At 42.6% G+C, this 24,727-nt stretch carries 21 protein-coding genes; 7 read left to right on the top strand and 14 right to left on the bottom strand.

Translation table 11 applies throughout. The features are described from left to right. Positions 1 to 55 precede the first annotated feature (55 nt). The 4 genes from ACO06Y_RS07230 to bioA all read right to left on the bottom strand — a co-directional run bounded on the left by ACO06Y_RS07230 (position 56) and on the right by bioA (position 4,657). Positions 56 to 916, bottom strand: a complete 861-nt coding sequence (locus tag ACO06Y_RS07230) for a cupin-like domain-containing protein (protein ID WP_422083163.1) — start codon at positions 914 to 916, stop codon at positions 56 to 58. A 78-nt stretch (positions 917 to 994) separates the two neighbouring features. Then, entirely contained in the window at positions 995 to 2,089 is a 1,095-nt protein-coding gene (gene bioB / locus ACO06Y_RS07225) for a biotin synthase BioB (protein WP_422083162.1), read from the bottom strand. 100 nt (positions 2,090 to 2,189) lie between these two features. Further along, the gene (locus tag ACO06Y_RS07220; RefSeq protein WP_422083161.1) at positions 2,190 to 3,368 is read right to left on the bottom strand and encodes a beta-ketoacyl synthase N-terminal-like domain-containing protein; all 1,179 of its coding nucleotides are present in this window, start codon (positions 3,366 to 3,368) and stop codon (positions 2,190 to 2,192) included. A 14-nt stretch (positions 3,369 to 3,382) separates the two neighbouring features. Further along, positions 3,383 to 4,657: an adenosylmethionine--8-amino-7-oxononanoate transaminase gene (bioA, locus tag ACO06Y_RS07215; RefSeq protein ID WP_422083160.1), complete on the bottom strand. Its 1,275-nt coding sequence runs from the start codon at positions 4,655 to 4,657 to the stop codon at positions 3,383 to 3,385. Positions 4,658 to 4,716: 59 nt separating this feature from the next. Between bioA and ACO06Y_RS07210 the strand changes: the two genes are divergently transcribed. Then, on the top strand, positions 4,717 to 6,204 hold the full coding sequence (locus ACO06Y_RS07210; RefSeq protein WP_422083159.1) for an ArnT family glycosyltransferase: 1,488 nt from the start codon (positions 4,717 to 4,719) through the stop codon (positions 6,202 to 6,204). On the opposite strand, the gene bioD is transcribed toward ACO06Y_RS07210, so the two are convergent. From bioD to ACO06Y_RS07195, 3 genes are read right to left on the bottom strand one after another with little or no spacing between them, the layout of a single operon-like run. Beyond that, positions 6,196 to 6,813, bottom strand: a complete 618-nt coding sequence (gene bioD / locus ACO06Y_RS07205) for a dethiobiotin synthase (RefSeq protein WP_422083158.1) — start codon at positions 6,811 to 6,813, stop codon at positions 6,196 to 6,198. The genes ACO06Y_RS07210 and bioD overlap by 9 nt on opposite strands. A 2-nt stretch (positions 6,814 to 6,815) precedes the next feature. Then, positions 6,816 to 7,196, bottom strand: coding sequence for a DUF2007 domain-containing protein (locus ACO06Y_RS07200; protein WP_422083157.1), 381 nt, complete (start codon positions 7,194 to 7,196; stop codon positions 6,816 to 6,818). Beyond that, positions 7,189 to 8,337: an aminotransferase class I/II-fold pyridoxal phosphate-dependent enzyme gene (locus ACO06Y_RS07195; protein WP_422083156.1), complete on the bottom strand. Its 1,149-nt coding sequence runs from the start codon at positions 8,335 to 8,337 to the stop codon at positions 7,189 to 7,191. The genes ACO06Y_RS07200 and ACO06Y_RS07195 overlap by 8 nt, the downstream gene beginning before the upstream one ends. Before the next feature lie 56 nt (positions 8,338 to 8,393). On the opposite strand from ACO06Y_RS07195, the gene ACO06Y_RS07190 reads away from it, so the two are divergent. Continuing rightward, positions 8,394 to 8,924, top strand: coding sequence for a GNAT family N-acetyltransferase (locus ACO06Y_RS07190; protein ID WP_422083155.1), 531 nt, complete (start codon positions 8,394 to 8,396; stop codon positions 8,922 to 8,924). Between the two features lie 53 nt (positions 8,925 to 8,977). On the opposite strand, the gene ACO06Y_RS07185 is transcribed toward ACO06Y_RS07190, so the two are convergent. The 6 genes from ACO06Y_RS07185 to ACO06Y_RS07160 form a co-directional block, all read right to left on the bottom strand. Further along, positions 8,978 to 9,256, bottom strand: a complete 279-nt coding sequence (locus tag ACO06Y_RS07185; RefSeq protein WP_422083154.1) for a F0F1 ATP synthase subunit epsilon — start codon at positions 9,254 to 9,256, stop codon at positions 8,978 to 8,980. Positions 9,257 to 9,327: 71 nt separating this feature from the next. Then, entirely contained in the window at positions 9,328 to 10,836 is a 1,509-nt protein-coding gene (atpD, locus tag ACO06Y_RS07180) for a F0F1 ATP synthase subunit beta (RefSeq protein ID WP_422083153.1), read from the bottom strand. Between the two features lie 168 nt (positions 10,837 to 11,004). Further along, the gene (locus ACO06Y_RS07175) at positions 11,005 to 13,764 is read right to left on the bottom strand and encodes a TonB-dependent receptor (RefSeq protein WP_422083152.1); all 2,760 of its coding nucleotides are present in this window, start codon (positions 13,762 to 13,764) and stop codon (positions 11,005 to 11,007) included. A 198-nt stretch (positions 13,765 to 13,962) separates the two neighbouring features. Continuing rightward, positions 13,963 to 15,810 carry a glutamine--fructose-6-phosphate transaminase (isomerizing) gene (glmS, locus tag ACO06Y_RS07170; RefSeq protein WP_422083151.1) on the bottom strand — a complete coding sequence of 616 codons (1,848 nt, stop codon included), beginning with the start codon at positions 15,808 to 15,810 and terminating at the stop codon, positions 13,963 to 13,965. A gap of 178 nt (positions 15,811 to 15,988) precedes the next feature. Further along, positions 15,989 to 17,884 (bottom strand): DUF4270 family protein, encoded by a 1,896-nt coding sequence (locus ACO06Y_RS07165; RefSeq protein WP_422083150.1) that lies wholly within the window; start codon positions 17,882 to 17,884, stop codon positions 15,989 to 15,991. A gap of 6 nt (positions 17,885 to 17,890) precedes the next feature. Continuing rightward, complete coding sequence (locus ACO06Y_RS07160) at positions 17,891 to 18,700, bottom strand: glycogen/starch synthase (protein ID WP_422083149.1); 810 nt, start codon at positions 18,698 to 18,700, stop codon at positions 17,891 to 17,893. Between the two features lie 104 nt (positions 18,701 to 18,804). Between ACO06Y_RS07160 and panC the strand changes: the two genes are divergently transcribed. From panC to radA, 5 genes are all read left to right on the top strand, one after another. Beyond that, positions 18,805 to 19,650, top strand: a complete 846-nt coding sequence (gene panC, locus ACO06Y_RS07155; protein ID WP_422083148.1) for a pantoate--beta-alanine ligase — start codon at positions 18,805 to 18,807, stop codon at positions 19,648 to 19,650. A gap of 13 nt (positions 19,651 to 19,663) precedes the next feature. After that, positions 19,664 to 20,014: an aspartate 1-decarboxylase gene (gene panD, locus ACO06Y_RS07150; RefSeq protein WP_422083147.1), complete on the top strand. Its 351-nt coding sequence runs from the start codon at positions 19,664 to 19,666 to the stop codon at positions 20,012 to 20,014. A gap of 2 nt (positions 20,015 to 20,016) precedes the next feature. Continuing rightward, positions 20,017 to 20,982 (top strand): lysylphosphatidylglycerol synthase transmembrane domain-containing protein, encoded by a 966-nt coding sequence (locus ACO06Y_RS07145; protein ID WP_422083146.1) that lies wholly within the window; start codon positions 20,017 to 20,019, stop codon positions 20,980 to 20,982. 27 nt (positions 20,983 to 21,009) lie between these two features. Then, positions 21,010 to 22,143 carry an alpha/beta hydrolase gene (locus ACO06Y_RS07140; RefSeq protein WP_422083145.1) on the top strand — a complete coding sequence of 378 codons (1,134 nt, stop codon included), beginning with the start codon at positions 21,010 to 21,012 and terminating at the stop codon, positions 22,141 to 22,143. 159 nt (positions 22,144 to 22,302) lie between these two features. Beyond that, positions 22,303 to 23,664, top strand: a complete 1,362-nt coding sequence (gene radA, locus ACO06Y_RS07135) for a DNA repair protein RadA (RefSeq protein WP_422083144.1) — start codon at positions 22,303 to 22,305, stop codon at positions 23,662 to 23,664. A 3-nt stretch (positions 23,665 to 23,667) separates the two neighbouring features. Here radA and ACO06Y_RS07130 read toward each other — a convergent pair whose 3' ends face one another. Then, entirely contained in the window at positions 23,668 to 24,708 is a 1,041-nt protein-coding gene (locus tag ACO06Y_RS07130; protein ID WP_422083143.1) for an NADP(H)-dependent aldo-keto reductase, read from the bottom strand. Between the last annotated feature and the right edge of the window lie 19 nt (positions 24,709 to 24,727).

The raw sequence follows: 24,727 nt of genomic DNA, 5'->3' as shown, positions 1-24,727 counted from the left end.
TCTCCAGGAATTCGTTGGATTGAAGTTTAACCATTTCCAAAAACTTCTTAACGTCTTATACTTCAATACGTTTGTTTGTCTCTTGAATGGCCTCCTCATTTTTCCAATCTATCCACCTTTGTCCCTTAAGCCTGCGCATTAGGCCATCATAATGTCGCATTATTAGGATATTGTAAATCGCTCTGGTAACGTTTCTAGGATTGCGGGCCATGGCTCTAAGGCTCATGGAAAATCCAGGGGTAAGGTATTTCATATAATGCCAATATCCTTCTGGCATATATAGTACTTCACCATGTTTTAGATGCGTCCTATACCCTTTTGCGTGTTTCAAGGCCGGCCATTTTTGAAAATCAGGTTTGGAAAAATCAATACTTTCATGGGTAATCAAGGAATGTGGTATTTTATAGAGATATTTGGTTTGCTCCCTTGAAAAAAGGATACATTCCTTTTGACCTTCAAAGTGAAAATGGAAGATATTGGCCAAATCAATATCATAGTGCATAAAGGTATGGGAATCCCTTCCTCCGAAAAAAAGCATGGGCAAGCCTTTCATAAATCGCAAACCTAGGTCCGGATAATCAAAGTCCTTTTGAAGTTCGGGAATCTCCTTTAGGATATTCCAAAGAAAAATACGGTACCGGGTCGGTGTGGTCTTCAATAGGTCAATATAGTCCGACATATTCATCTGTGCATGCGGCTCGTTAAATCCATCTTCATGATGCACCGGTCTATCGTCATACAAAGGAACTATCTTGTCCCCTGCCATTTCCCGCATATACTCCAGATTCCATTTGGAATACGCCGGCCAATGAAGTGTACATTCCTCGATTACAACGGGTTTTTGGGGCTTAAAAAAAGAATCTATAAACTCTTTTTTTGTAAGAGTTTTGACTCTGGGGATGTTTTTTAATTCCAAGGGTGTTCAGGTTATTTAAACCTCAAAGGTAAAAAACCTTACAAAATGCTTTCCTAAAATTAACCTTTGGTTAAGAGACTACCTCGCGATTTTTGCCTTTGCCTTGGCGGCTTCGTTACGTTCAATACTATGTCCGGGACGGGTCCATTTAGGCTTTTCGCCCAAGGCCTGAAGTACGGAATCCGAAGCCTCCACTGTCTTAGGTTGAGCGTGCTTTTCAAAAGGTTTTTGACTATTAAGCCCAAGTAAAGCGAACATTTCCATATCCTCATTGACGTCCGGATTTGGAGTGGTCAACAATTTGTCACCGGCAAAAATTGAGTTGGCTCCGGCAAGGAAGCAAAGCGCTTGCCCTTCCCTACTCATTTGGGTGCGACCAGCGGAAAGACGCACTTGGGTCTCCGGCATTACAATACGCGTTGTCGCCACCATACGTACCATATCCCAAATGGCCACCGGTTCAATATCCTCCATAGGAGTGCCTTCCACGGCCACTAATGCGTTTATGGGTACGGATTCGGGCTGAGGGTTCAAAGAAGACAGCGCAACGAGCATTCCTGCGCGATCTTCCAGCTTTTCGCCCATACCGATAATACCGCCACTACAAACCGTGACATTACTTTTCCTGACATTGTCTATGGTCTCCAAACGATCCTCAAAGGCACGAGTGGAGATAACGTCCTTATAGTAATCCTCGGAAGTATCCAAATTGTGATTGTAGGCATAAAGTCCGGCTTCTGCCAAACGTTTGGCTTGATTTTCAGTTAGCATGCCCAGGGTACAACAAACCTCCATATCCAATTTATTGATCGTACGTACCATTTCCAACACTTGATCAAATTCAGGGCCATCCTTTACGTTTCGCCATGCAGCTCCCATACACACCCTTGAGCTTCCGGATTCCTTGGCCCTTAATGCCTGGGCCTTAACATGGGAAACGGACATGAGGTCATTTTTTTCTATATCCGTATGATATCTGGCCGCTTGGGGACAATACCCACAATCCTCGGAGCATCCGCCCGTTTTAATGGACAACAAAGTGGAAACCTGTACCGTATTGGGATCATGATGTTTTCTGTGTACTGTTGCCGCTTCATACAGCAATTCCATAAGAGGTTTGTTGTATATATTTAAAATTTCCTCCTTGGTCCAGTTATGTCTAGTATAGCTCATAGCATTGAAATATATCCAAATTAAAATTAGCTAATTAAAAATTAGCCGCTAAGGAACAACATCGATATTAGCTAAAATATGATATTTGTTTGTTTTTTGGTCAAACTTTGCCCAAAACAATACTAACGGCGTTACCTCCAAACCCTACTGCATTGATTAGTATTTTAGTGATTTTTTTTGGTTTTCTTTTATGTGTAACGAAGGGTATCGCAATAAATTCTTGGTGTAGCAACATCATGATAGCCATTTCCAAACTTAGCATTCCCGATGCCCCAAAGGCATGGCCTATTTTCCACTTATTTGTGGTCAAGGCGGGCAAATTTTTTCCAAATATTTCTTTGATGGCCTTGAACTCCGAAATATCCCCTTTTATGGTTCCTGGTGCATGCATTACAATGATGTCTATAACGTCAGATGGAACATTCTTCAATGCCATTTCCATAGATTGCTGGAAACAATGTGCATCACTCGAGATGGAAACATAATGCTCCAAAGGTTCCGTAGCATATCCGATTCCTTCTATAATCGCCAATGAGTTATGACGGACGCCCTTTTCCAAACAGGCAACGGAGGCCCCTTCGCCCAATACCAATGAATTTTTCTTTTTTTCCAAATCCAAAGCCCTACATGGATAATCCAAGGTATGCTCAGTACCCGATTGGAAGCCGGCATATATTTTTAACGCCTTCATCTGGGCCAAGGTAAAAGGGGTGAGCGGAGCCTCACTACCGCCCACCAAAAACTTATCGGCCATTCCGCTATTGATCCAGGCCATTCCGTTCAACAAGGCATGTAAGGCGGTAGAGCACGTAATGGAATGTGAAATTTCAGGGCCCTTGGTCTTCAGGTCATGGGCTATCCAAGAGGAAATATTTCCCAGGGTCGTTGTTGGCGAACCAAGTGGGGAAACCTTACCAGTTACCCTAAAGTCCTCATGATGTTTTTCAAAAAGTGCGGTCGCCCCCCGAGACGATCCTATATTAATACCAAAGTCATCTCCTTGTCTCCATCCTGCTTTTTGTATGGCTTGTCTGGAAGCATATAGGGCATACAGCACCGTATCATCCAGGTTTTTATATTTGGTATCGGAACTTCTTATGGAATCAATGGTGCGCTTTGCCGTTTGCGACAATGGAGCCACCCAATCCTTATGATCGCCCAAACTTCTTTTTTCAAAAAAGTGGTTTTCCTGTTGATAACTGTTCCAAACATCCTCAGTTGATTTTCCCAGTGAGGAAATAGAAGAAATAGCGGTTATGGTGATGGGTCGGTTCGGCATAGGTTCGGCACAATTCAAATACTATCCAAAGCACTTTTTATAGTAGTGTAAACCTTTTCCAACTGTTCCTCCAAAATAACATAGGGCGCCAAAATGTAAATGGTATTTCCAAGAGGACGCAAAAATACACCTTTATCCATAAAATATCGGAAGAGTTTATCCCTAAGATTGCCATAACGTTCCGTACGCACATTTAAATCCAATGCGAAAATGGTACCGCATTGTCTAGTGTCCGCTACTTTGTCATGCGCCCGGATTTGTTGTCTAAAATCTTTATGGGATCTTATGATACGTTTAATACTATTTTGAATTTCTTGGGAGCGCAATAATTCAATACCGGCCAAAGCTGCGGTACAGGCCAAAGGGTTTGCCGTATAGGTATGCCCATGGAATAGTCCTTTGGCGATTTCGTCGCTGTAAAATGCATCATAGACCTTTCTTGAACAACTGGTAATGGCCATGGGCATTAGCCCAGCGGTCAGGGCTTTGGACAAGCAAATAATATCCGGATTGGCGGTCAATTGATCTGATGCGAAATAAGTACCCGTTTTCCCGAATCCGGTCATGACTTCGTCCGCAATAGTCAAAACATCATTCTTTTGAAACAGTTCAAGGATGCGGTCCAATCCTGCCGCATCATGTACTTTCATTGCGGCAGCCCCCTGTACAAGCGGTTCATAGATAAAACCCGCTACATTGTTATGCTTCAGCCGAATTTCCAGATTTGATAGGAGGCTCTCGATATTGTCCTTTGTAGGAACTGGAATTCGTTCTACATCAATAAAAAAATCCTCAAAGGGACCATTGTAAACCGATAGCCCCGAGACCGACATTGCTCCGAAGGTATCCCCGTGGAATCCCTCCTCAAAAGCCAAAAGGATATTCCTTTTGTCACCTCTGTTAAAGTGGTATTGCAATGCCATTTTTATCCCTATTTCTACTGCTGTAGAGCCATTATCCGAAAAGAATACTTTATCTTGGTTCGGTGGTAAAATCTTCATCAGCTCTTCCGATAGTTCTATGGCAGGCTCATGAGTAAAACCACTAAATACCACCTGATCCATCCGATACATCTGTTTTTGTACCCTCTCCAGGATAAAATCGTTGCAGTGACCATACATACAGGTATACCAAGAGGCAATACCGTCAATGTATTCCTTGTTATCTTCATCATACAAAACTGCCCCCTTGGCCCTAACAATACCCAATGTTTTAGGGTGAGTCTTATGCTGGGTCAGTGGATGCCATATGTGTTTCTGGTCTCTTTTGGAAAGATTTTTAGCTGTCATAGAATTTGATAAATCGCCTTTTTATCTATCTTGCGTTGATGGGAAACAACCCTGGTCGGATGCTGCGCAAAGTTATAACATCTCTTACTCCTAAATACCATAAACTTAAGGACAAATCTGTTTTTCTTTTGCTTTTCGCAACCTCCTTCTTTATACGATTTCCTTTTTTCTTTAGGGACTATATAGACCGGGACGAAAGTACCTTTATTCTTATGGGGCAATCTTGGGTGGATGGCTATTTGCCTTATGTAGAACTCTGGGATTTAAAGCCTCCCATCACCTACCTCTTTTTTGCCAGCAGTATCTATATTTTTGGGAAGAGTTTCCTGGCCATTCGTTTCTTGGGCACCTTGGTGGTTGCAATAACCGCCTTTTTTACTTACAAAATAGGAAAGGAGATGGATTCCAAGAAATTGGGCTTTTGGGCCGCAATGGCCTGTATTGCCCTGCAAAGCCTCTTTGGAAGTTTACAAGGCGTAATGTCCGAACATATTTGTATGACATTTTTTATGCCGGGACTTTATCTACTCATAAAACATGAAAGAATATTTTGGTCCGGGTTATCTGGAATCCTGATGGGGCTAGCAATGATGACCAAATTGAATATGGCCTATGCCGTACTCCTTTTAGGGATATACGTTCTCTATCGTTATACAAAACAAAGGGAATACAATAAGGCAATACGATTTTCCTTTTTCTTCGCAGGTGGAATTGTCACTGTGGTATTACTTACGCTAATGCCCTATTTCATATCGGGCAGTATGGAAGTTTGGTGGAAATCGGTCATTCTCGCCCCATTGGAATATACGGATGCCAGGCGGTATTCCGTGCTGAAGATGGCACCCACATTTCTTCTCCTGGGCCTATTTTTTTACTATGCTTGGAAAAAGAAACTTTTGGATTTTAGGGCCCCTCCGGTTCAAATCTTGACAATCGCCATTTTGGGCGTACTGCTTTCCTTTATCAAAGGTGGGCGAATCAATAGTCATTATTTGATACAACTGCATCCTATATTGATAATTGTGGTGGGTATGGCGGTAGGCAAAATTCCAATATTTCAAAAATTCGACTATAGGCCTTATCTATTTTTTTTGACATTAGTAGTGCCATTAGAAAGTTATTTGGAGTACTATGCCGTAGTAAGGAACAAAATAGAACGGGGCACTTTCTTTAATGGTGAAGGATTTACCGTACCGCAGTACTTGGTCAATACAAATACGGACACGCAAAACATTCTATTTTTGGGCTATCACATCGGGTACTGGGTACTGGATGCAAAGCCGCCGACAAAAGCGGCAACACATCCCAGTAATATCTGTAGGGACGAATTATTTCCCTTTTACGATAATCCAAGGAGTTCATCTTTACAGGAATTGCAGTATATCTTTGAAGAAATACGACCTAAGGTCATTGTTGTACGGAAAAACAGATTGGTTTTCGATAAGAAGGAAGTGGAAGAAAACGAATATGTGGATGCCTATTTGGAGAAGTATTATACGGTTTTTGCAACGATTGATAAAGCCGAAATCCTCCAACGTTCACATTGACTCCAATACAGCCCGAAATCTATCCGCATATTTTTTTATGGTTTCCCGATCAAAGCCCGATTCTTCTTCAATCCTTCCTATCAAGGATACCCCTGTCTTATGAAGTATTATGCTTTCCGTATGTGGATTGGCATCCCCACTAAAAATCACCGAAACCTCGTATCCCTTTTGTTGTAGCCAACGGATGGTCAATAAAGAATGATTAATACTTCCTAAATAGTGCCGGGAAACTACCACTACCTTATAATTGGGCATGATGATATCCAAAATTGTATCTTCCTCGTTTAAGGGAACCAGCAGACCTCCTGCACCTTCTATAATCAAATGATTGTTTGTTTCCGGCTCAACGATATGTTGCCTATCAATACGGATACCATCTATTTCAGCGGCAGCATGGGGGCTCATAGGAGAAGTCAGTTCATAGCTGCCTTTATGGATTACACTCTTGGTATTGGAAATGAGTTCACGTATTTTATGGCTATCCGTATAATCCAATTCCCCGGCCTGAACCGGTTTCCAATAATCTGCTTCCAAGGCTTCAACCAATATGGCCGAAGCAATGGTCTTCCCCACCTCAGTGGATATTCCGGTAACAAATATTCTTTGCATTCTTAAGGTTTTGTAATCATGCCACAATTTAGGCATTTGTACTTTCTTTTTTCAAAAAAAGGAAAGAGTTTGTGGAAAAGACTTTTCCGTTGATAGTAAGCTTCCGATTTTTGAGCTTTACAATTGGGGCAAATCACCGGATTTCCGTTTTTGTCCAAGGCGTAGGAACGAATTTCATCATAAATTGCCTTGGCCCTATCTTTGTCCCTGTTGTATACCTGCACCCGTACTCCGCCAATGGCATTACTGATCAATGGATCGGAATTTAAGGTATTCTCGTCCTTCAAAAAAACAGGAATACCCTCGGATTCCAGTTTGCCTTTCAGTACTTGAACATCCGCTGGGTATTCAAAAGAGGCCAAGGTGTAAAATCTTTCAACCATAAACATTCAAATTATGGGAGAGTATTTCCAGGGATTTCTCAATTTCTGTTTTGGTATTGAAGCTATGTAAACAGAAACGCAACCGTTCCCTTCCTTTCGGAACGGTCGGGGAAAAAATGGGCTTTACATCAAAGCCCGTATGTTGGATATTTTTAGCAATTGATCCAACGTGTTGATTTCCAGGAAGTATACAACTTTGAATGGCCGAATGACTCGGAACAAAAAAGGAATCAAGCCCGTTTACATGTACCCTATCCTTAAAATAATCTATATTCTCCCTGAGTTTTTGCGTGGAATTGACCCCTTTTGGGGATATCAAATAGTGGTACGCCTCAATAATCGTTGCCACGGAATGTGGGGTCAGGGCGGTAGTATAAATGAAACTTCGCGCAAAATTCACCAAATAGCTCTTTAGTTCACTACTCCCCAAAATTGCGGCCCCATGACACCCCAAGGCCTTGCCAAAGGTGATCATTCGGGCAAATATTTCCTTTTGAAGCCCCAACTCATCAACCTTACCTTTGCCCATTTCTCCAAAAACGCCAATCGCATGTGCCTCATCAACAATGAGATTAAATCCGTTTTGGATACAAAAACTTGAAAGCTTTCTCAAATCGGGAGAGTCCCCGTCCATGGAAAAAACCGATTCGGTAACGATGTAAATCTCGGTTTCGTCGGTACTTCGATTGCTTTTGGAAAGACACCTATCCCGCAAATCTTCCAGGTCGTTATGTTTGAACTTGTAGCTCTTGGCATTGCCCATTTTAATCCCGTCCCGGATACTGGCATGGATAAGCTCATCAAAAAAGACAAAATCGCCGCGTTGCGGAACCGAACTAAAAAATCCTACATTGGCATCATAGCCCGAACCAAAAACCAATGCGGAAGACACCTCATGAAATTCGGCCAAGATTTCCTCCAATTTCATATACAATCCGTGATTGCCCGAAAGCAAACGAGATCCCGTGGCCCCATTTGATGTAACTCCCCTTTCTTTTAGGAGTTCAAAAGCATTGGAGAATATAGTTTTGTTCCTAGCAAAACCCAAATAATCATTAGAGGTAAAATCCACCAAATCCAAAGGTTCAGCTAAGTTTCTAATATAGCTATCCTCCTTTCTTTTTAAAAGTTTCGCCTTCAATTTTAAGGGAAGTTTGGCCATATTCAAATTTACTACCTTTATTAAAACTTCTTGATATGGTCAGCTATAAAAGGACGTCGGTAGAAGATGAACTGGTTCAGATTTTAGAGCTACAAAAAAGAAACTTACCGGAATCCTTATCGAGGCAAGAGAAACATAGCGAGGGCTTTGTAACCGTATCCCATTCCCTTGACCAATTAAGAGCGATGCATCAGGTCTGCCCTCACATCATTGCAAAAGACCAGGACAGGGTAATCGGCTATGCCCTATGTATGCATCCCAGGTTTGCCGAATTCGTAGCTGTTTTAAGACCCATGTTCCAAGAAATCGAGACTATAGTCCCCGAAGGGAAGAAGTACATGGTCATGGGGCAAATATGCATTGATAAGGCTTATCGTAAAAAGGGCGTTTTCCGGCAATTGTACCAAACTATGAAAACCGCATTGTTCCCAGATTATCCCGTGATTATCACCGAAGTGGATACGGAGAACCAACGATCTTTAAGGGCACATTATACGGTTGGTTTTAAAGATTTAAAAACGTATCGTTCCACCAATCAGGAATGGCAATTGATTTCGCTAGAATAAAATCCCTCTTTGTTTTGCAGCAGGTTCTTTAAGTTGAAAAATGGCCTGATTGACTAATCCGCCAGAACGATAACCTTGTTATCCTTCATCTCAACAGTACCACTGGTAATAGGAAGAATGGTCTTGCCGCTGGCATCCTTGCTAAACTTATCTTGATAAAGCTCATCGATGACCACATTGCCATCAACCTTTACCTGCCCTTGTTGTAACAATGAGACGATAGGTGCATGATCCGTCAACATCTGGAATTCCCCATTAATGCCCGGTACGGTGACCGAAACGACTTCCCCGGCGAACAATGTAGCTTCAGGTGATACGATTTCTAAATACATATGGTGTAAATCTCGAATTACAAATATCAAATTCCATGTTGGAATTTGGGATTTACCGGGCAAAGCTCGGTTTATGCCTCGGCTAGCATTTTCTCTCCGGCTTCAATAGCTTCTTCGATGGTTCCTTTGAGGTTAAAGGCCGATTCTGGTAAGTGATCCAATTCACCATCCATAATCATGTTAAACCCTTTAATGGTATCCTTTATATCCACCAAAACCCCAGGTGTACCGGTAAACTGTTCCGCCACATGGAACGGTTGCGACAAGAAACGCTGTACACGTCTTGCCCTTCCCACGGCCAGTTTATCTTCCTCAGAAAGTTCTTCCATACCCAAAATAGCAATGATATCCTGAAGCTCCTTATAGCGTTGAAGTAGCTCTTTTACCCTTTGCGCACAACCGTAATGATCTTTTCCCAAAATTTCCGGGGTAAGAATCCTGGAGGTAGAATCCAAGGGATCCACGGCCGGATAGATTCCAAGTTCGGCAATTTTACGGGACAATACCGTCGTCGCATCCAAGTGGGCAAATGTTGTAGCCGGAGCAGGATCCGTTAAGTCATCCGCGGGCACATAGACCGCCTGTACGGAGGTAATGGAGCCTCTTTTGGTAGAAGTAATCCTTTCCTGCATAGCCCCCATCTCCGTGGCCAAAGTAGGTTGGTAACCTACTGCTGAAGGCATACGTCCCAATAGTGCGGACACCTCGGAACCGGCCTGGGTAAATCGGAAAATATTATCGACGAAGAAAAGCACATCCTTACCTTGACCTTCCCCTGCACCGTCCCGGAAGTACTCGGCAATGGTAAGTCCGGAAAGGGCAACACGGGCACGGGCACCCGGAGGTTCGTTCATCTGACCAAAAACAAAGGTAGCCTTGGACTCCTTCATTGCCTTTTTATCTACCTTGGACAAATCCCATCCTCCTTCTTCCATGGAATGTAAAAAGTCATCCCCATATTTTATAATGCCGGATTCCAACATCTCACGAAGCAGGTCGTTTCCCTCTCGAGTCCGTTCCCCAACCCCGGCAAACACGGAAAGACCACCATGTCCTTTGGCTATGTTATTGATCAATTCCTGAATCAATACCGTTTTACCTACTCCAGCACCGCCGAACAATCCAATTTTACCTCCCTTGGCATAAGGCTCGATCAAATCGATTACCTTGATTCCGGTAAAAAGAACTTCAGTAGAAGTTGAAAGGTCTTCAAATTTTGGAGCCTCACGGTGAATCGGCAACCCATTTTTTCCCTCTTTTGGTAAATCCCCAATTCCATCAATGGCATCCCCAATTACATTGAACAAACGTCCATATACTTCTTCACCTATAGGCATCTGAATGGCATTTCCGGTAGCCAGCACCTCGGTTCCCCTACTCAAACCATCCGTTGAATCCATGGATATGGATCTTACGGTATTTTCTCCGATATGGGATTGTACCTCCAACACCAAGGTCGACCCATCTTCTCTAGCGATTTCCAAAGAATCATAAATCTTGGGGAGATCTGATCCCGATTCAAATTCAACATCCACTACCGGGCCTATGATTTGAGAAACTTTACCTGTAATTTTTGACATTACTTCTATGTTTATGCTATTAAGGTTAGGAACTGTGCTCGAAAGCCTTAGTTTTTTCGGCTGCAAAGATATGGTATTCCGTCTTAACTGGAAACTTCTTCCTACTGTTTTTTGACCAAAAAAAGGGTGTCTCATAAACACCCTTTTAAACCTTTTTTTAGTCTTTGGTTATGGGTTTATCGTCCACGAAAGGTAATAAATGGATCCAACGAGTCCAGTACCCACAGCGGTGAAATATTCGTCTGCCAGGAGATTGGATCCCCCAAGTTTAAAGACCGATTTTATCTTCGGTACGGCATAATTGATCTGGGCGTCCAGAACAGTATAGGCAGGTACATCCCCATCCGCAAAGGAAGCTTGCCAGAAAAAGGTATCGCTCCATCTGTAATTGACATTGAATCCAAAGTTCTTAAATAACTCTTCATTCCCAAAAGATGCTTTCACTTTATGCTTAGGTGTATTGAATCCTGGCCTAAAGTCCGGGTCGGAAGCCTCGTCAAAATCAAAATCCGCATAAGTGTAGTTCACTCCCAAATCAAAGTTACCGAGAACCCTGGTGTTAACCCCTATTGTGGCACCGTACGAGTTTACATCTGCCGTGGAATTGGTATAGGCCTGGAATTCCTGACTATCCCCGGTTCTTATTTCCGTAGCGGCCGTCTGCAGATTGGTTTCGTCCTTGGAAAATGCCACAATTACCCTCTCAGTAGCAATAAAATCTTGGAAGGTATTGTAGTATCCGCTCAAATCAATGGTGAATTTGCCGATCTGTCCGCGATACCCCAATTCAAAAGCAGAAACCTGTTCTGGTTTTATGGGATCGGGATTACCTACTTCCAACAAGGAGGTGTCCGTAAAGTTGGAAGCCCTAAAGGCATCTACCGAACTTTTTGAAAAAGAGTTTTCATAAGTGTCCCTGGGTACAAAAACCGCCGTGTTTCCGGTATTGTTGTTGGTTACCGAAAACGTACGTTTTTCCAAGTTGTCAGGTGCCGAACCTACTAAAATTACGTTCCCTAAATCCAATCCAATAAACAAATCTTGGGTGGTGGGGTTCCGAAAGCCCGTTTGAAAGGAGGCCCTAAAGTTATGGTTTCTTTTGGATCCGGCAGTATAGGCCAATGAAGCCCTTGGTGATAGGAAGCCATCAAAAAATTCATTTTTATCATATCGAATGGAACCTGTGAACTTTAGCCTTTCGTCCAAAAATTGTTTTTGGATCTGTGTGTATAAACCAAATTCCTGATACGGAATGGATCCATCCAAATCCGTAAAAATCGTTCCCTGTGAATTGAGTACATACTCCCTAAAAGATCCCCCTATTTGAATATCGGCGAAATTCTCGGTCAAATGACTAAAATTATAGTTTGCATCAATATGGCTTAATTTCGTATTATCTATAAAGCGTGATCCCGTGGCCAAGTCACCATCAGCAATTACTGCATTGAAGGCACTTTGAAATTGGGGAGTCCCAGGAATTAATCTTCCGGTATCCGCCGCTTGTCGTGCCGCGGCATGGGCCGCTTCATCATCCAGTAGCACCCCAGTCCCTATACCTAATTTGGCCCCCGCGAAAGCAGCCACATAATCCCCAAACCACTGGGCATTGGACTTCCACCTGTTGTTAACGTTTATTCCAGTAAAACGCATATCATAGGAGTTACCGGCATTTTCCGATGTGATGTAGCCTCTTAGAAAAAAATTATTGTTCTTGAACTCCAACTTATGCTGTTGCAAAATAAAATCATCGATATAATATCTACTGGCCCCGTGAAAGATAGTAGAGCCACGACCTATCCTACCATTATATATAATCTCGAAATCGTCTCCGAACGGCCTGTAGTGGACCGCTCCATCAAACTTGACACTCTGGGCGCCATAATCGGTCAAGTCCCGTTCTGCATACCCCGTCCTGGAAACCACCGCTGAACCCAAGGTACCGGATGGAAATCCCGTGGCGGCATCAAAATCTATGGGTATGGCAACCTCATCGCCAAAAACATTCAATCCGTTATACGCGGGATTACTTCTGTCCGCTCCGGGAATACTTAGATCTTCTTCATTTACCGCAAACCAGTCCGTACCTTCCAAAATGGAGAAATTGGCCTTTACCGCGAATTTGTCGCTGAACGCATGGGCCACCCTTATCCCAATATCATAGTATGAATTATCCCCCGCTGCCTCTTGGGAAGTCAATCCAGTTTTGCCATAAACGCTTATCCCCTGAAAATCAAAAGGACTTTTGCTTCGCATGAACAGAATACCGTTGAAAGCGTTGGCCCCATATAATGCGGAAGAAGCCCCAGGCAATATCTCCACACTTTGTACATCCAGCTCGTTCATTCCGACCAGATTTCCCAAAGCGAAATTCAATGCCGGGGAAGAGTTATCCATACCATCGACCAACTGCACGAACCTTGAGTTGTCTACAGCAGCAAAACCCCTAGTATTCAAGGATTGGAAAGTCAAACTACTGGTATTGATATCCACTCCCTTTAAATTCTCAAGTCCACCATAAAATGAGGCAGCGGAGGCGTTTTTAATATCCTTAATCCCAAAACGCTCCACGGATACGGGGGATTCAAAAATACGTTCCGGGGTCCTGGAAGCGGAGATGACCACCTCATCCAAAAAAGTCTGGGTCTCCGAAAGTACAATGGTCAATGTTTGATTATTCTCCGTAACATTTGCGGATCCATCGGAATACCCTATACTTGTAATTCTTAACTGAAAAGGGGGGATTTCCGAAGTCTCCAATTTAAAAAACCCATCAAAATCCGTGACCGTACCTATGGTCTTGTCAACAATGACCACATTGGCGCCGGGTATGGGCTGGTCATTCTCATCTACCACTTTTCCATTCACCGTTGTTTGTGCGAAACCAACCGTCACAAGCATCAGCATGGATAATAATAGTGTTGTTCTCATGTTAACTTTGAGTTAAATTAGTTCGTAGGGCAAGATACAGATTTTTACAAAGGAACAATCATAAAATGGAAAAAATTATGCATGCATAGTATAATAAATATAAAAAAGCATCGAAAAAAATAGGAAATCAATAATTTGAAAAGAAAAAGGCCACGAAAGTTGTCCGTGGCCTTTTTTGGATATTCTTTGTTAAATCTATCATTCAACGGTAACGGATTTCGCCAAATTACGGGGCTGATCCACATTGCAACCTCGCATGACAGCTATATGGTAGGACAAAAGTTGCAGAGGTACCGTGGTTAAGAGCGGTGTAAGGCTCTCCAATGTTTCTGGAATCTCCACTACATGATCTGCCAATTCTGTCACTTGCTCGTCACCTTCAGTAACGATAGCGATAATCATACCTTTTCTTGATTTTATTTCTTGAATGTTACTCACTACTTTTTCATAATGCCCTTTATTCGTAGCAATTACTATTACAGGCATTTGCTCATCGATCAAGGCAATAGGGCCGTGTTTCATTTCAGCAGCAGGATAGCCTTCCGCATGGATATAGCTTATTTCCTTTAATTTTAATGCTCCTTCCAGGGCAACGGGAAAGTTATACCCCCTGCCGAGGTACAAGCAATTGCTGGAATCCTTATATACATCTGCAATAATTTCAATCAATGGATTGGATTCCAACGCTATTTGTACTTTGGCAGGAATGTTTTCTAATTCCGCTAAATATTCATGAAATTTCGATTCTGAAAACTCTCCTTTTTCCTTACCTAATTTAAGGGCCATTAAAGTTAGAATGGTAATTTGTGTCGTAAAGGCCTTTGTCGACGCTACACCTATTTCCGGTCCGGCATGCGTATAAGCCCCTGCATCGGTTTCCCTGGCAATGGAAGACCCCACAACATTACATACCCCAAAGACAAAAGCACCCTTTTCCTTGGCCAGTTTTATGGCCGCCAAAGTATCTGCCGTTTCACCGGACTGCGATACGGCAATAAGTACATCCTTATCCGTAATTACTGGATTCCTATACCGAAACTCCGAGGCGTATTCCACTTCCACGGGGATTCTGGCCAAATCCTCAAAAATGTATTCTGCCACTAACCCGGCATGCCATGAAGTTCCACAAGCCACGATAATAATCCTATCGGCATTGACGAATTTTTCCAGGTGTTGGTCTATTCCTGCCATGCGGATTATGCCTTGATCGGCAAGAAGCCTTCCCCTATATGTATCCAAAATGGCATGGGGCTGCTCATAAATCTCCTTTAACATGAAATGATCATAGCCTCCTTTTTCAATTTGCTCCAAGTTTAATTGTAGTTCCAAAATCTTGGGATAGGCTATGGCGTCATCCTTGATTTTGCGCAATTTGATTTCCTTGCCCAATCGAACAATGGCCATCTCTTGATCTTCCAGGTACACGGCATTGTTGGTAAACTCTATGAAGGGAGAGGCATCCGAAGCAATGAAGAACTCATTTTCGCCAATTCCGATAGCCAAGGGACTACCTAACTTGGCCACTACAATTTCATCTGGTTTTTGTTTGTCAAAAACTGCAATAGCATATGCTCCGACCACCTGATTCAAGGCAATTTGAACAGCCTGTCCCAGTTTTACCCCTTCGGTCTTCTTTACTTCCTCAATAAGATTGACCAAAACTTCGGTGTCCGTATCTGATGTAAAGGTGTAGCCCCTTTTGGTCAGTTCCTTTTTGATGGATTCGTAGTTTTCTATAATCCCGTTGTGGATAATCACCAAATCGCCAGAGTTGGAATAGTGGGGATGGGAGTTGACATCGTTGGGCACCCCGTGAGTAGCCCAACGTGTATGGCCTACCCCTAGGTTCCCAATTAGGGAAATGCTATTTTCCGCCTTATTTTTAAGGTCTTCGACCTTACCTTTGGTTTTGGAAAGATTTATGGAGCTGCCATCATATAGTGCAATACCAGCACTATCATATCCTCTATATTCCAGACGTTGTAAGCCTTTTACAATAATGGGATATGCATCTCGGTGTCCTATATAACCAACTATTCCACACATAATTAAATAAGGTTTTTAAATAAGATGATTTTGAGTATATGGCAAATCTAATGCGATATCGTTAAATTTCACCACTTTTTGGATGTAAAACGTATAATCTCTGTATTGTGGTATGGGGATGAAGAAAATATTGCTTGATGGAAATGAAATTATGAGACTTCGGAGTAACCTTTTGATATTAATTGGTTTCCGTATAGAAAATCTCAAGTTTCAATTTCTTGTCCTCATTCTCAGGGCCAATGTCACTTCCGAAAAGCACCGTGCCCAACGGACTTAAAGTGGGAGCAAATGGAAAATCCCTTTCCTCATTGGTCAGCATGACATTTCGTGTTGCGCTGGCTCTAATATCCGGGGTTATGGTAAGTGCCAAAGTCGCATTGGTGGAATCCCGAAGTACCAAATCATTGATGTAGTCGGTAATCTTTAATTTATATCTGGATCCTTTGTTGTTTGATTCCACGATTAACCTTCCATCATAACTTTCATTTACGGCCGCCACCAATAGCTGTCCTGTTCTACCATCGATAAGTCTCTGAGCACCTGACAAGTATACAGGGACATTGGTCTCAGCGTTATATAGGTACAACCTAGGAGGTTCTGCCGCATCGCCAGCGGCATCCAAAGTTTGGCGATCTACATAAAAAATGAGATTGGCTTCATTTATTATCCAATTGTTGGCCTTTATCTGGTTTAAGATCTCTTCCCCGTTTTCCTCCTCAAAAAGATTTATTTCCGTAAAGGATCCCGAGCCTCCTTTCAAATAAATCCTAGAGGCATTTTCCGGAACATCCAAGGCATCCGTTATTTGAGGGGGAAAGGATTCATTTATAAACGTATTGACGGCATTGCCATTTATCCCGCCTGTAGCCAACCGGTTAATTAAATCAATTGAGAAAGTGCTTTCCCTTACCTCAAGAACATCGTCCGAGACATCATCCGTAGTCCCATTGATATCTATGGCCTCATATTCATACACAATATCCAAGGATACATTGGGATCGGTAAGATCCAAAAGAACCATAACATCATCAGAAATTGGGGTTATTGAAAAGTGAAGTCCCCTTAAAAATTCGTTGAAATTGGCTTGACTCAATAATTCAGAACTTCCTTCCTTATCCAAAATATTTTCCTGAAAGAAATCGGTATCCAAAGAAATTCGTATCCCCGGATCCAAACGATCAAACTGTTCCGACTCATCCACATCTTCCGTGGCGGGGTCGTCTTCCCTAGGAATCAATATATGTTCATTACTTACGGTTATCTCTTCATCAAAAAGAACATCGGACACAAAAGCGGGAGAGAACCGCTGTGTGGAATAGTACTCCTGAGCTTCTTGAAAATTGGTGTCGGGATCCAGATCCCTTAAGAAGTAGGTAGAACGTTCTATTTTTAAATTAAAGGATAATGGGGTTTCATTATCATATAGTTGGCCATTGACATAGATACTATCCAGTTCAAACCTCTTTGGAAACTGGTTGCCCAAGGTAGAGTCATCCAACCCATCATTGATTCCGTCTCCATCCGTGTCCACATTCAAGGGATCCGTGCCATTGGCCCTTTCCTGATTATCATTAACGCCATCACCGTCCGAGTCACTGTTGGGGTCTTCCGGATCGACATCAAATTCGTCGTCCACTCCATCCAAGTCTCGATCCCGCTGCTCATCCCCGGCCCTTAAATAGGGTATGTATAGAATAACCTCCTTTACCGTTTCATTTTCAGGTATTTGTGTTGCAGATGAACTGTCTGGATTATCCTCCGTCTCTTGGGTAAATATTCCAAAAGTAGGATTGCTGGAAGATAGGATCAATTGGGAAGTTATGCGCGCCTCTGTCTTGCCATATAGGGGGTCATCGAAAAAACCTAGTTGGTATAAGGGAAGTTTATTGGTCCGCACCGCTTCTATCTTCCTGTTAAATGCAAAGACATCATAAACTGCCTTGTCCGTAGTAAAAGGTTCGCCCCCAATGACGCTGGCACCTATAGTGGTCAAATCTTCTTCACAAGAAACGGATAGTACCACAAGTAAAGCCCCTGCTACGGCAGAAAATTTAAATCTTTTCAAAAAAGTCATTTAGGATTACTTTAAAACTTGTGTGTTGTAAAAATTAGCATATGCCTCTTCAAATTCTTGCAAGGAAACATAAGGTAACACGGGTTTTTGAAGGTTGGAAACGTGATTTAACAAATCTTCCGGAATTTCTTCCGCGGCTAAAATAACGGCATCCGAATAATCTACCGCCACTTTTAACAAATTATTATAGTCGGGGGTTTTCAAAGCACTTATATTCTCCTCAGGTACACCGTCAAAGGCGATTTTCTCCATCATTCCCTCATCCAATTCTCCTTCAAAACTGCTACCATAGACCGATGTTACTATTTTACTATCCGCAAATAGAGGTTCATCCGCATAGTACTCCCTGAGATAAAGTGGCAACAAAGAAGCCATCCAACCATGCACATGAATTATATCCGGGGACCAATTTAGCTTCTTAACGGTCTCCACAACTCCTTTAGCGAAGAAAATAGCACGTTGGTCATTATCGGGAAAAAGGTTACCGTTTTCGTCGGTAAAAGTGGATTTTCGCTTAAAATACTCGTCATTGTCAATAAAATATACTTGTATCCTCTCTCTCGGAATGGAAGCCACTTTTATGATCAATGGCATGTCCATATCATTGATGACCAGGTTCATACCGGACAATCGTATTACTTCATGCAATTGATGTCTACGCTCGTTGATATTACCGTATCTCGGCATGAAAATACGTATTTGGCCACCTTTGCTGTTGACCATCCTTGGCGCTTCATAAGACATTAGGGAAACTTCGTTCTCTGGTAGGTAGGGGACTAATTCTGAAGATACGAACAATATCTTTTTACCATTCATAAAAGTCGTATTTTATTTATCGGACAAGCGTAGCCGCAAAATTACAAAAATTATGCAGATTAGCCGTAATTATAGTAAGTTTGCTGGCCTTTAGCGTAAAGACAATGCTAGTATTAAAAACTGAAAAAGAGCTCAAATCACATCTTTTACCATTGGGCAATGAGAAGTCTCTTGGGCTTGTCCCGACCATGGGTGCTTTGCATCATGGCCATGCATCATTGATCCGGAGAGCGATTTCCGAAAACGACACCACCGTTGTCAGCATTTTTATTAACCCCACCCAATTCAACAACCAGGAGGATTTGAAAAAATATCCTCAAAGCTTAAAAGAGGATATCCATATTTTGGAAAAACTTTCTAGTGAGATTATTGTCTTTGCCCCCCCCGTTGAGGAGATGTATCCAAATGGGGTCACCTCCACATCCTATCAGTTCAATGGTTTGGACGAAGTAATGGAAGGGGCGTTTAGGGATGGCCATTTTAACGGAGTAGGCACAGTGGTCGAGGTCTTATTGAAACTGGTAAATCCTACTAAGGCCTATTTCGGGGAAAAAGACTTTCAGCAATTGCAGATTATAAAAAGACTGGTGGAAATCAAGGACATCCCGGTAGACATCATAGGCTGTCCTATTGTCAGGGAACCCAATGGGCTTGCTATGAGTTCGCGAAACGAAAGGCTATCCCCCGTACTTAGAAAAGAAGCCGGTCTTATCTATAAAACACTGGAGACTGCCAAAAAGAGATTTGGCACGGAAAGTGCTAAGTCCATAATGGACTGGGTGAAAAATCAATTTAAAGAACATCCTAATCTGAAGCTGGAATATATTGAAATTACGGATGTGGAAACGTTGATGCCCATCAAAAGAAAACAAGATAATAGAAAATATAGGGCCTTTATAGCCGTTTATGCCGACGAGGTTAGGCTTATAGATAACATAGCCCTGAATTAACTAACTTTGTCATATGCAGGTAGAAGTTGTAAAATCCAAGATTCATCGTGTTAAGGTCACTGGTGCCGACCTTAATTATATAGGGAGTATTACCATTGATGAAGACCTTATGGACGCCGCCAATATCATCCGTGGCGAAAAGGTGCAGATTGTCAACAACAACAATGGGGAACGACTGGAAACCTATGCCATTCCGGGACCGCGAGGTAGCGGCGAACTTACTCTAAACGGTGCCGCGGCACGAAAGGTCGCTGTTGGGGATGTATTGATATTAATAACCTATGCTTGGATGGGCCTGGAAGAGGCCAAAAACTTTAATCCGGCATTGATCTTTCCCAATGAGGCGAACAATCTGTTAAACTGATCTTGAACGGCAAGCTAAAAAAAATACTAAAAACCATACTCCCGATATCCTTGGGAGTTTTTTTGGTCTGGTATTCTTATGCCAGTACTTCACCGGAAGACAGGGAACAGATTATCCTACATATAAAGGAAGCCAATATGTTTTGGGTAGGCCTGTCCATATTCATAGGTATAGTAAGCCATGTGTCCAGGGCAATACGTTGGAACTATTTGTTAGAGCCCTTGGGGTATCGACCAAGAATCATCAATAACGTTTTTATTATCCTAATTTCCTACTTTGCCAATTTATTGATTATTCGTTCTGGCGAGATATTACGGGCTACCGCCTTGAATACCTATGAGGAGGTTCCCTTTGAAAAAGGTTTTGGCACCATAGTCACCGAACGGATCATTGATGTAATCATGTTGCTTTTGGTAATACTGACCGCATTTTTGTTCCAAGCCGAAATAATATTAGGTATTCTTGAAGAAAATGGAATAGGGTTGGCAGGCTCAATTGGCTTGATAGCAGCCGGTGTCCTGGGGCTTATTGTCTCCATCAGGGTTATCAGAAAGTCCACCTCTGCTTTTGCCATGAAAATCAAGGCTTTTTTGAAAGGTCTTTTGGATGGGATCTTGAGTATTTTTAAAATGAAACGGAAAGGAAGCTTTATATTTCACACCCTGCTTATCTGGGGGTGTTATATTGGTATGTTCTGGGTCATAAAATTTACGGTTCCAGAAACTGAAAACCTTTCTTTGGGAGCCCTTTTGGTTGCCTTTGTGGCAGGAGCTTTTGCGATGGCAACCACCAACGGCGGCTTAGGCCTTTTCCCTATTGTAGTGACTGCGGCCTTGTCCTTTTTTGGAATAAGCAAAACCTCCGGGGACGCTTATGGGTGGATCATGTGGACGGCGCAAAACCTCATGATCGTGATTTTTGGTGCAATATCTTTTCTGGTATTACCGTTATGGAACAGAAACCGGTAACCTGTTCTACGGACCAAAAAACACCTTATGCAACGTTTTATCCTTACGCTTACCCTACTGATATGCCTTAGTGTCAATGCCCAGGTGACTAAAGAGATTTTCGAATCTTTTAAGCTCCAGGAAAGAAGGGACGTTTCCTACTATTTCCCTGAAAATCTTTCGGAAGAAAAAAAATATCCGCTCATTGTGGTATTGGATGGGGACTACCTATTTGACCAGGTAGTCGCCACAGCAAAATTCTATAGTACTTTCCAGGGTATGCCAGAATCCATTGTTGTAGGCATCCATCAAAGCAAGGACGACTTGCGTTGGGAAGATTGTGCTTTTGAGGAAACTACAGGACTTCCTGCGGAAAAAGGGAAAAAGTTCTTCGAATTCCTGGGTATGGAACTTATCGCCTATTTGGACCTGAACTATAATACGGCTCCATTTAAGATGATCGTTGGATATGATATTACGGCGAATTTCCAAAATTATTGGCTTTTTAAGGAAAATTCATTGTTCAATGCCTATATAAGTATCTCGCCTTCGTTGGCCCCCGAAATGGAAACTAGGGTTCCGGAACGTTTAAATGTCCTAAAACAGAAGATATTCTATCATCTTATAGTTGAAGGAAAAACGGATGAAACCGTACTCCAAATGGATCGGGCGCTTAAAGTTATCAATAAGGAGTCCTTCCATTATTTCTTTGACCAATATCCCGAGGCCAATGAAGTTTCCATAGCCACATATGGACTGGGAAAGGCATGGGACAGAACCTTTGACATATTCAAACCGATAAGTCCACAGGAGTACAAGCAAAAGATATTGACATCGGAGGAACCGGTCTACCAATACTTGGAAGACAAATACACCATGATAGAAAACCTTTTTGGATTCCGAAAAGCTGTGGAACTCAATGATGTTATGGCCATTTATGCGGGAACCCGGAAAAAAGAAGATCTTGAGTCCTTAAAATCCCTATCTGACCTTTGTAAAAAAGAATTCCCGGATACCATGTTGGGCTTTTATTTTGAAGGCGAATATTATGAGCAATTAGGTGAGCCGAAAAAGGCCCTGCGTACCTTTGAAAAGGCCTTCGGTATGGACGAAATCGACTTTCTTACCAAGGAAATGGCCTTGGAGAAAATCGATGCGCTCAAAGCGGATTTTGGATATTAAGGAATCTAGTGCTTTTCGGTTAGAACTTGGCTTGAGTCGAGTTGCTCTGAGTCCAAGTTAAATTGAACTATTAAATTCCTTTACAGCCTCGAACTTCATTTATAAAATAACCATTTTCAAACTTCTTGCTACCTTTAAGGCCGATCTAAACTACTTTGAATGGCCAAAACAAAAACTGCCTATTTCTGTCAAAATTGTGGTGCCCAGTACGCTAAATGGGTGGGACAATGTACCTCCTGCAAGCAATGGAACACCGTAGTTGAGGAAGTCATTCAAAAGGAGGAGAAAAGTGGCTGGAAAACGAGCAGAAGCCCTGGAAAAAAAGTCGCCAAACCTTTACGGGTCAGCGAAATAAATACGGAGCGTGAGCTTCGTCTAGATGTATATGACCAAGAATTCAACAGGGTATTGGGCGGTGGGCTGGTACCCGGTTCCATGGTGCTTTTAGGTGGAGAACCCGGTGTGGGCAAAAGTACATTGTTACTTCAAATTGCCCTAAAACTCCCCTATAGGACACTCTATGTCTCTGGCGAGGAAAGCCAAAAACAGATCAAGATGCGAGCAGATCGTATCTATCCTGATACCAAGAATTGCTTCATCCTCACAGAAACCAAAACCCAGCTGATTTTTCAGCAAATCGAGGCCCTGGAACCGGATATTGTGGTCATCGATTCAATACAGACCCTGCATTCGGACTATATTGAATCAGCTGCAGGTAGTATTTCACAGATTCGTGAATGTACTGCCGAACTCATCAAATTTGCCAAGGAAACGAATACCCCTGTTGTCCTAATCGGCCATATTACCAAGGATGGCTCCATAGCAGGCCCCAAGATCTTGGAACATATGGTGGACACGGTGCTCCAATTTGAAGGTGACCGAAATTACGTGTATCGGATTCTGCGGGCTTTAAAGAATCGGTTTGGCTCCACCGCAGAACTGGGCATCTATGAAATGCAGGGAAATGGACTCAGGGAAGTAAGCAATCCATCGGAAATCCTAATTTCAAAAAATGAAGAAGGGCTTAGTGGTACGGCCATTGCCTCTACCGTTGAGGGAATGCGACCTTTGCTTATTGAAATCCAGGCCTTGGTAAGTACCGCTGTCTATGGTACGCCCCAACGTTCCAACACAGGTTACAATGCAAAACGTTTGAATATGCTTTTGGCGGTACTTGAAAAACGGGCCGGTTTTAAATTAGGAGCTAAAGATGTCTTTCTAAATATCACCGGAGGCATTTCCATAGATGATCCGGCCATAGATTTGGCCGTAATTGCAGCCATTCTTTCCAGCAATATTGATATCCCCATAGAAAAAGGTATCTGTTTTGCCGCTGAAATCGGTTTGGCCGGGGAAATACGGCCGGTACAACGCGTGGAACAGCGTATTCTGGAAGCTGAAAAATTGGGTTTTTCTACAATTTATGTTTCCAAACGGAATAAAATTGGTTTAAAAAACACCCAAATTGAAATTCAACTGGTTTCTAAAATCGAAGATGTAATAAGCCGATTGTTCGGGTAACACCTAAGGTGCCGGATTCGGAATCGTATTGTGGATTTTCTCTATACCTTCAAGAACGGCATCGCTTAAGTCCACATCAATACTTGCTATATTCTCTTTCAATTGCCGCATGGAAGTGGCCCCAATAATATTGCTGGTCAAAAAAGGTCTTGTGTTCACAAAAGCCAAGGCCATCTGTGCCATGGACAGGTCGTTGTCCTGGGCCAACTTATGATATCTTTCCGTAGCTTTCACAGCAGTTTCCCCTGTATACCGCGTATAATTGGGGAAAAGGGTAATCCTCGAAGTTGCCGGTTGCATCCCACCCAAGTACTTTCCGCTTAAGGTACCGAAGCCTAAGGGGGAATAGGCCAACAAGCCTATTTTTTCCCGATGTGATACCTCCGCGTTACCTACTTCGAACAAACGATTCAATAGACTGTATGGGTTTTGTATGGTAATCATTCTGGGTAGGCTTGGGTGCACCTTGCTTTCTTCCAGATAACGCATAACGCCCCAGGGTGTTTCGTTGGAAAGTCCCACATGACGAATTTTTCCTTCACGTATCAAGTCGCGTAAAGTTTCCAATACCTGATGGATATTATCCTTCCAATGATCGGTAACATCATAGGCGTATCCCCTTTTGCCAAAATAGTTGGTATTTCGATCCGGCCAGTGCAATTGGTAGAGGTCTATATAATCGGTTTGCAAACGCTTTAAACTCCCCTCCAAGGCCTCCGTAATGGACTGTCTTGTAAATCCAGTGGTACGGATAAACTTGGTGAATTCCGCTTTTCCGGCAATCTTACTGGCCAAAACAATTTTGTCCCGGTTCCCGGACTTTTTAAACCATGTGCCAATTATTTTCTCGGTATCCGCATACCGGTCGGCATGCGGAGGTATGGGATACAATTCGGCGGTATCAAAAAAATTAACGCCCTGATCGAAGGCATAATCCATTTGTTCATGCCCCTCGGCCTCCGTATTCTGCTTGCCCCAGGTCATGGTGCCCAAACAAATTTTACTGACTTCGATATCGGTATGTGTTAAGGTAGTATATTTCATCCTAAGCTTGGCGATTTTT

The organism is Ulvibacterium sp. (assembly GCF_965228935.1).
Lineage (GTDB): Bacteria > Bacteroidota > Bacteroidia > Flavobacteriales > Flavobacteriaceae > Ulvibacterium.
Note: the sequence above shows the minus strand (reverse complement) of the source record. Positions and strands in the feature narration are given on the sequence as shown.

Excerpts from the sequence above, each read along its gene's own strand:
- bioB (WP_422083162.1), bottom strand. The coding sequence starts at position 2,089 with ATGAGCTATACTAGACATAACTGGACCAAGGAGGAAATTTTAAATATA.
- ACO06Y_RS07220 (WP_422083161.1), bottom strand. The coding sequence starts at position 3,368 with ATGCCGAACCGACCCATCACCATAACCGCTATTTCTTCTATTTCCTCA.
- bioA (WP_422083160.1), bottom strand. The coding sequence starts at position 4,657 with ATGACAGCTAAAAATCTTTCCAAAAGAGACCAGAAACACATATGGCAT.
- ACO06Y_RS07210 (WP_422083159.1), top strand. The coding sequence starts at position 4,717 with ATGCTGCGCAAAGTTATAACATCTCTTACTCCTAAATACCATAAACTT.
- bioD (WP_422083158.1), bottom strand. The coding sequence starts at position 6,813 with ATGCAAAGAATATTTGTTACCGGAATATCCACTGAGGTGGGGAAGACC.
- ACO06Y_RS07200 (WP_422083157.1), bottom strand. The coding sequence starts at position 7,196 with ATGGTTGAAAGATTTTACACCTTGGCCTCTTTTGAATACCCAGCGGAT.
- ACO06Y_RS07190 (WP_422083155.1), top strand. The coding sequence starts at position 8,394 with ATGGTCAGCTATAAAAGGACGTCGGTAGAAGATGAACTGGTTCAGATT.
- ACO06Y_RS07185 (WP_422083154.1), bottom strand. The coding sequence starts at position 9,256 with ATGTATTTAGAAATCGTATCACCTGAAGCTACATTGTTCGCCGGGGAA.
- atpD (WP_422083153.1), bottom strand. The coding sequence starts at position 10,836 with ATGTCAAAAATTACAGGTAAAGTTTCTCAAATCATAGGCCCGGTAGTG.
- ACO06Y_RS07175 (WP_422083152.1), bottom strand. The coding sequence starts at position 13,764 with ATGAGAACAACACTATTATTATCCATGCTGATGCTTGTGACGGTTGGT.
- glmS (WP_422083151.1), bottom strand. The coding sequence starts at position 15,810 with ATGTGTGGAATAGTTGGTTATATAGGACACCGAGATGCATATCCCATT.
- ACO06Y_RS07165 (WP_422083150.1), bottom strand. The coding sequence starts at position 17,884 with ATGACTTTTTTGAAAAGATTTAAATTTTCTGCCGTAGCAGGGGCTTTA.
- ACO06Y_RS07160 (WP_422083149.1), bottom strand. The coding sequence starts at position 18,700 with ATGAATGGTAAAAAGATATTGTTCGTATCTTCAGAATTAGTCCCCTAC.
- panC (WP_422083148.1), top strand. The coding sequence starts at position 18,805 with ATGCTAGTATTAAAAACTGAAAAAGAGCTCAAATCACATCTTTTACCA.
- panD (WP_422083147.1), top strand. The coding sequence starts at position 19,664 with ATGCAGGTAGAAGTTGTAAAATCCAAGATTCATCGTGTTAAGGTCACT.
- ACO06Y_RS07140 (WP_422083145.1), top strand. The coding sequence starts at position 21,010 with ATGCAACGTTTTATCCTTACGCTTACCCTACTGATATGCCTTAGTGTC.
- radA (WP_422083144.1), top strand. The coding sequence starts at position 22,303 with ATGGCCAAAACAAAAACTGCCTATTTCTGTCAAAATTGTGGTGCCCAG.
- ACO06Y_RS07130 (WP_422083143.1), bottom strand. The coding sequence starts at position 24,708 with ATGAAATATACTACCTTAACACATACCGATATCGAAGTCAGTAAAATT.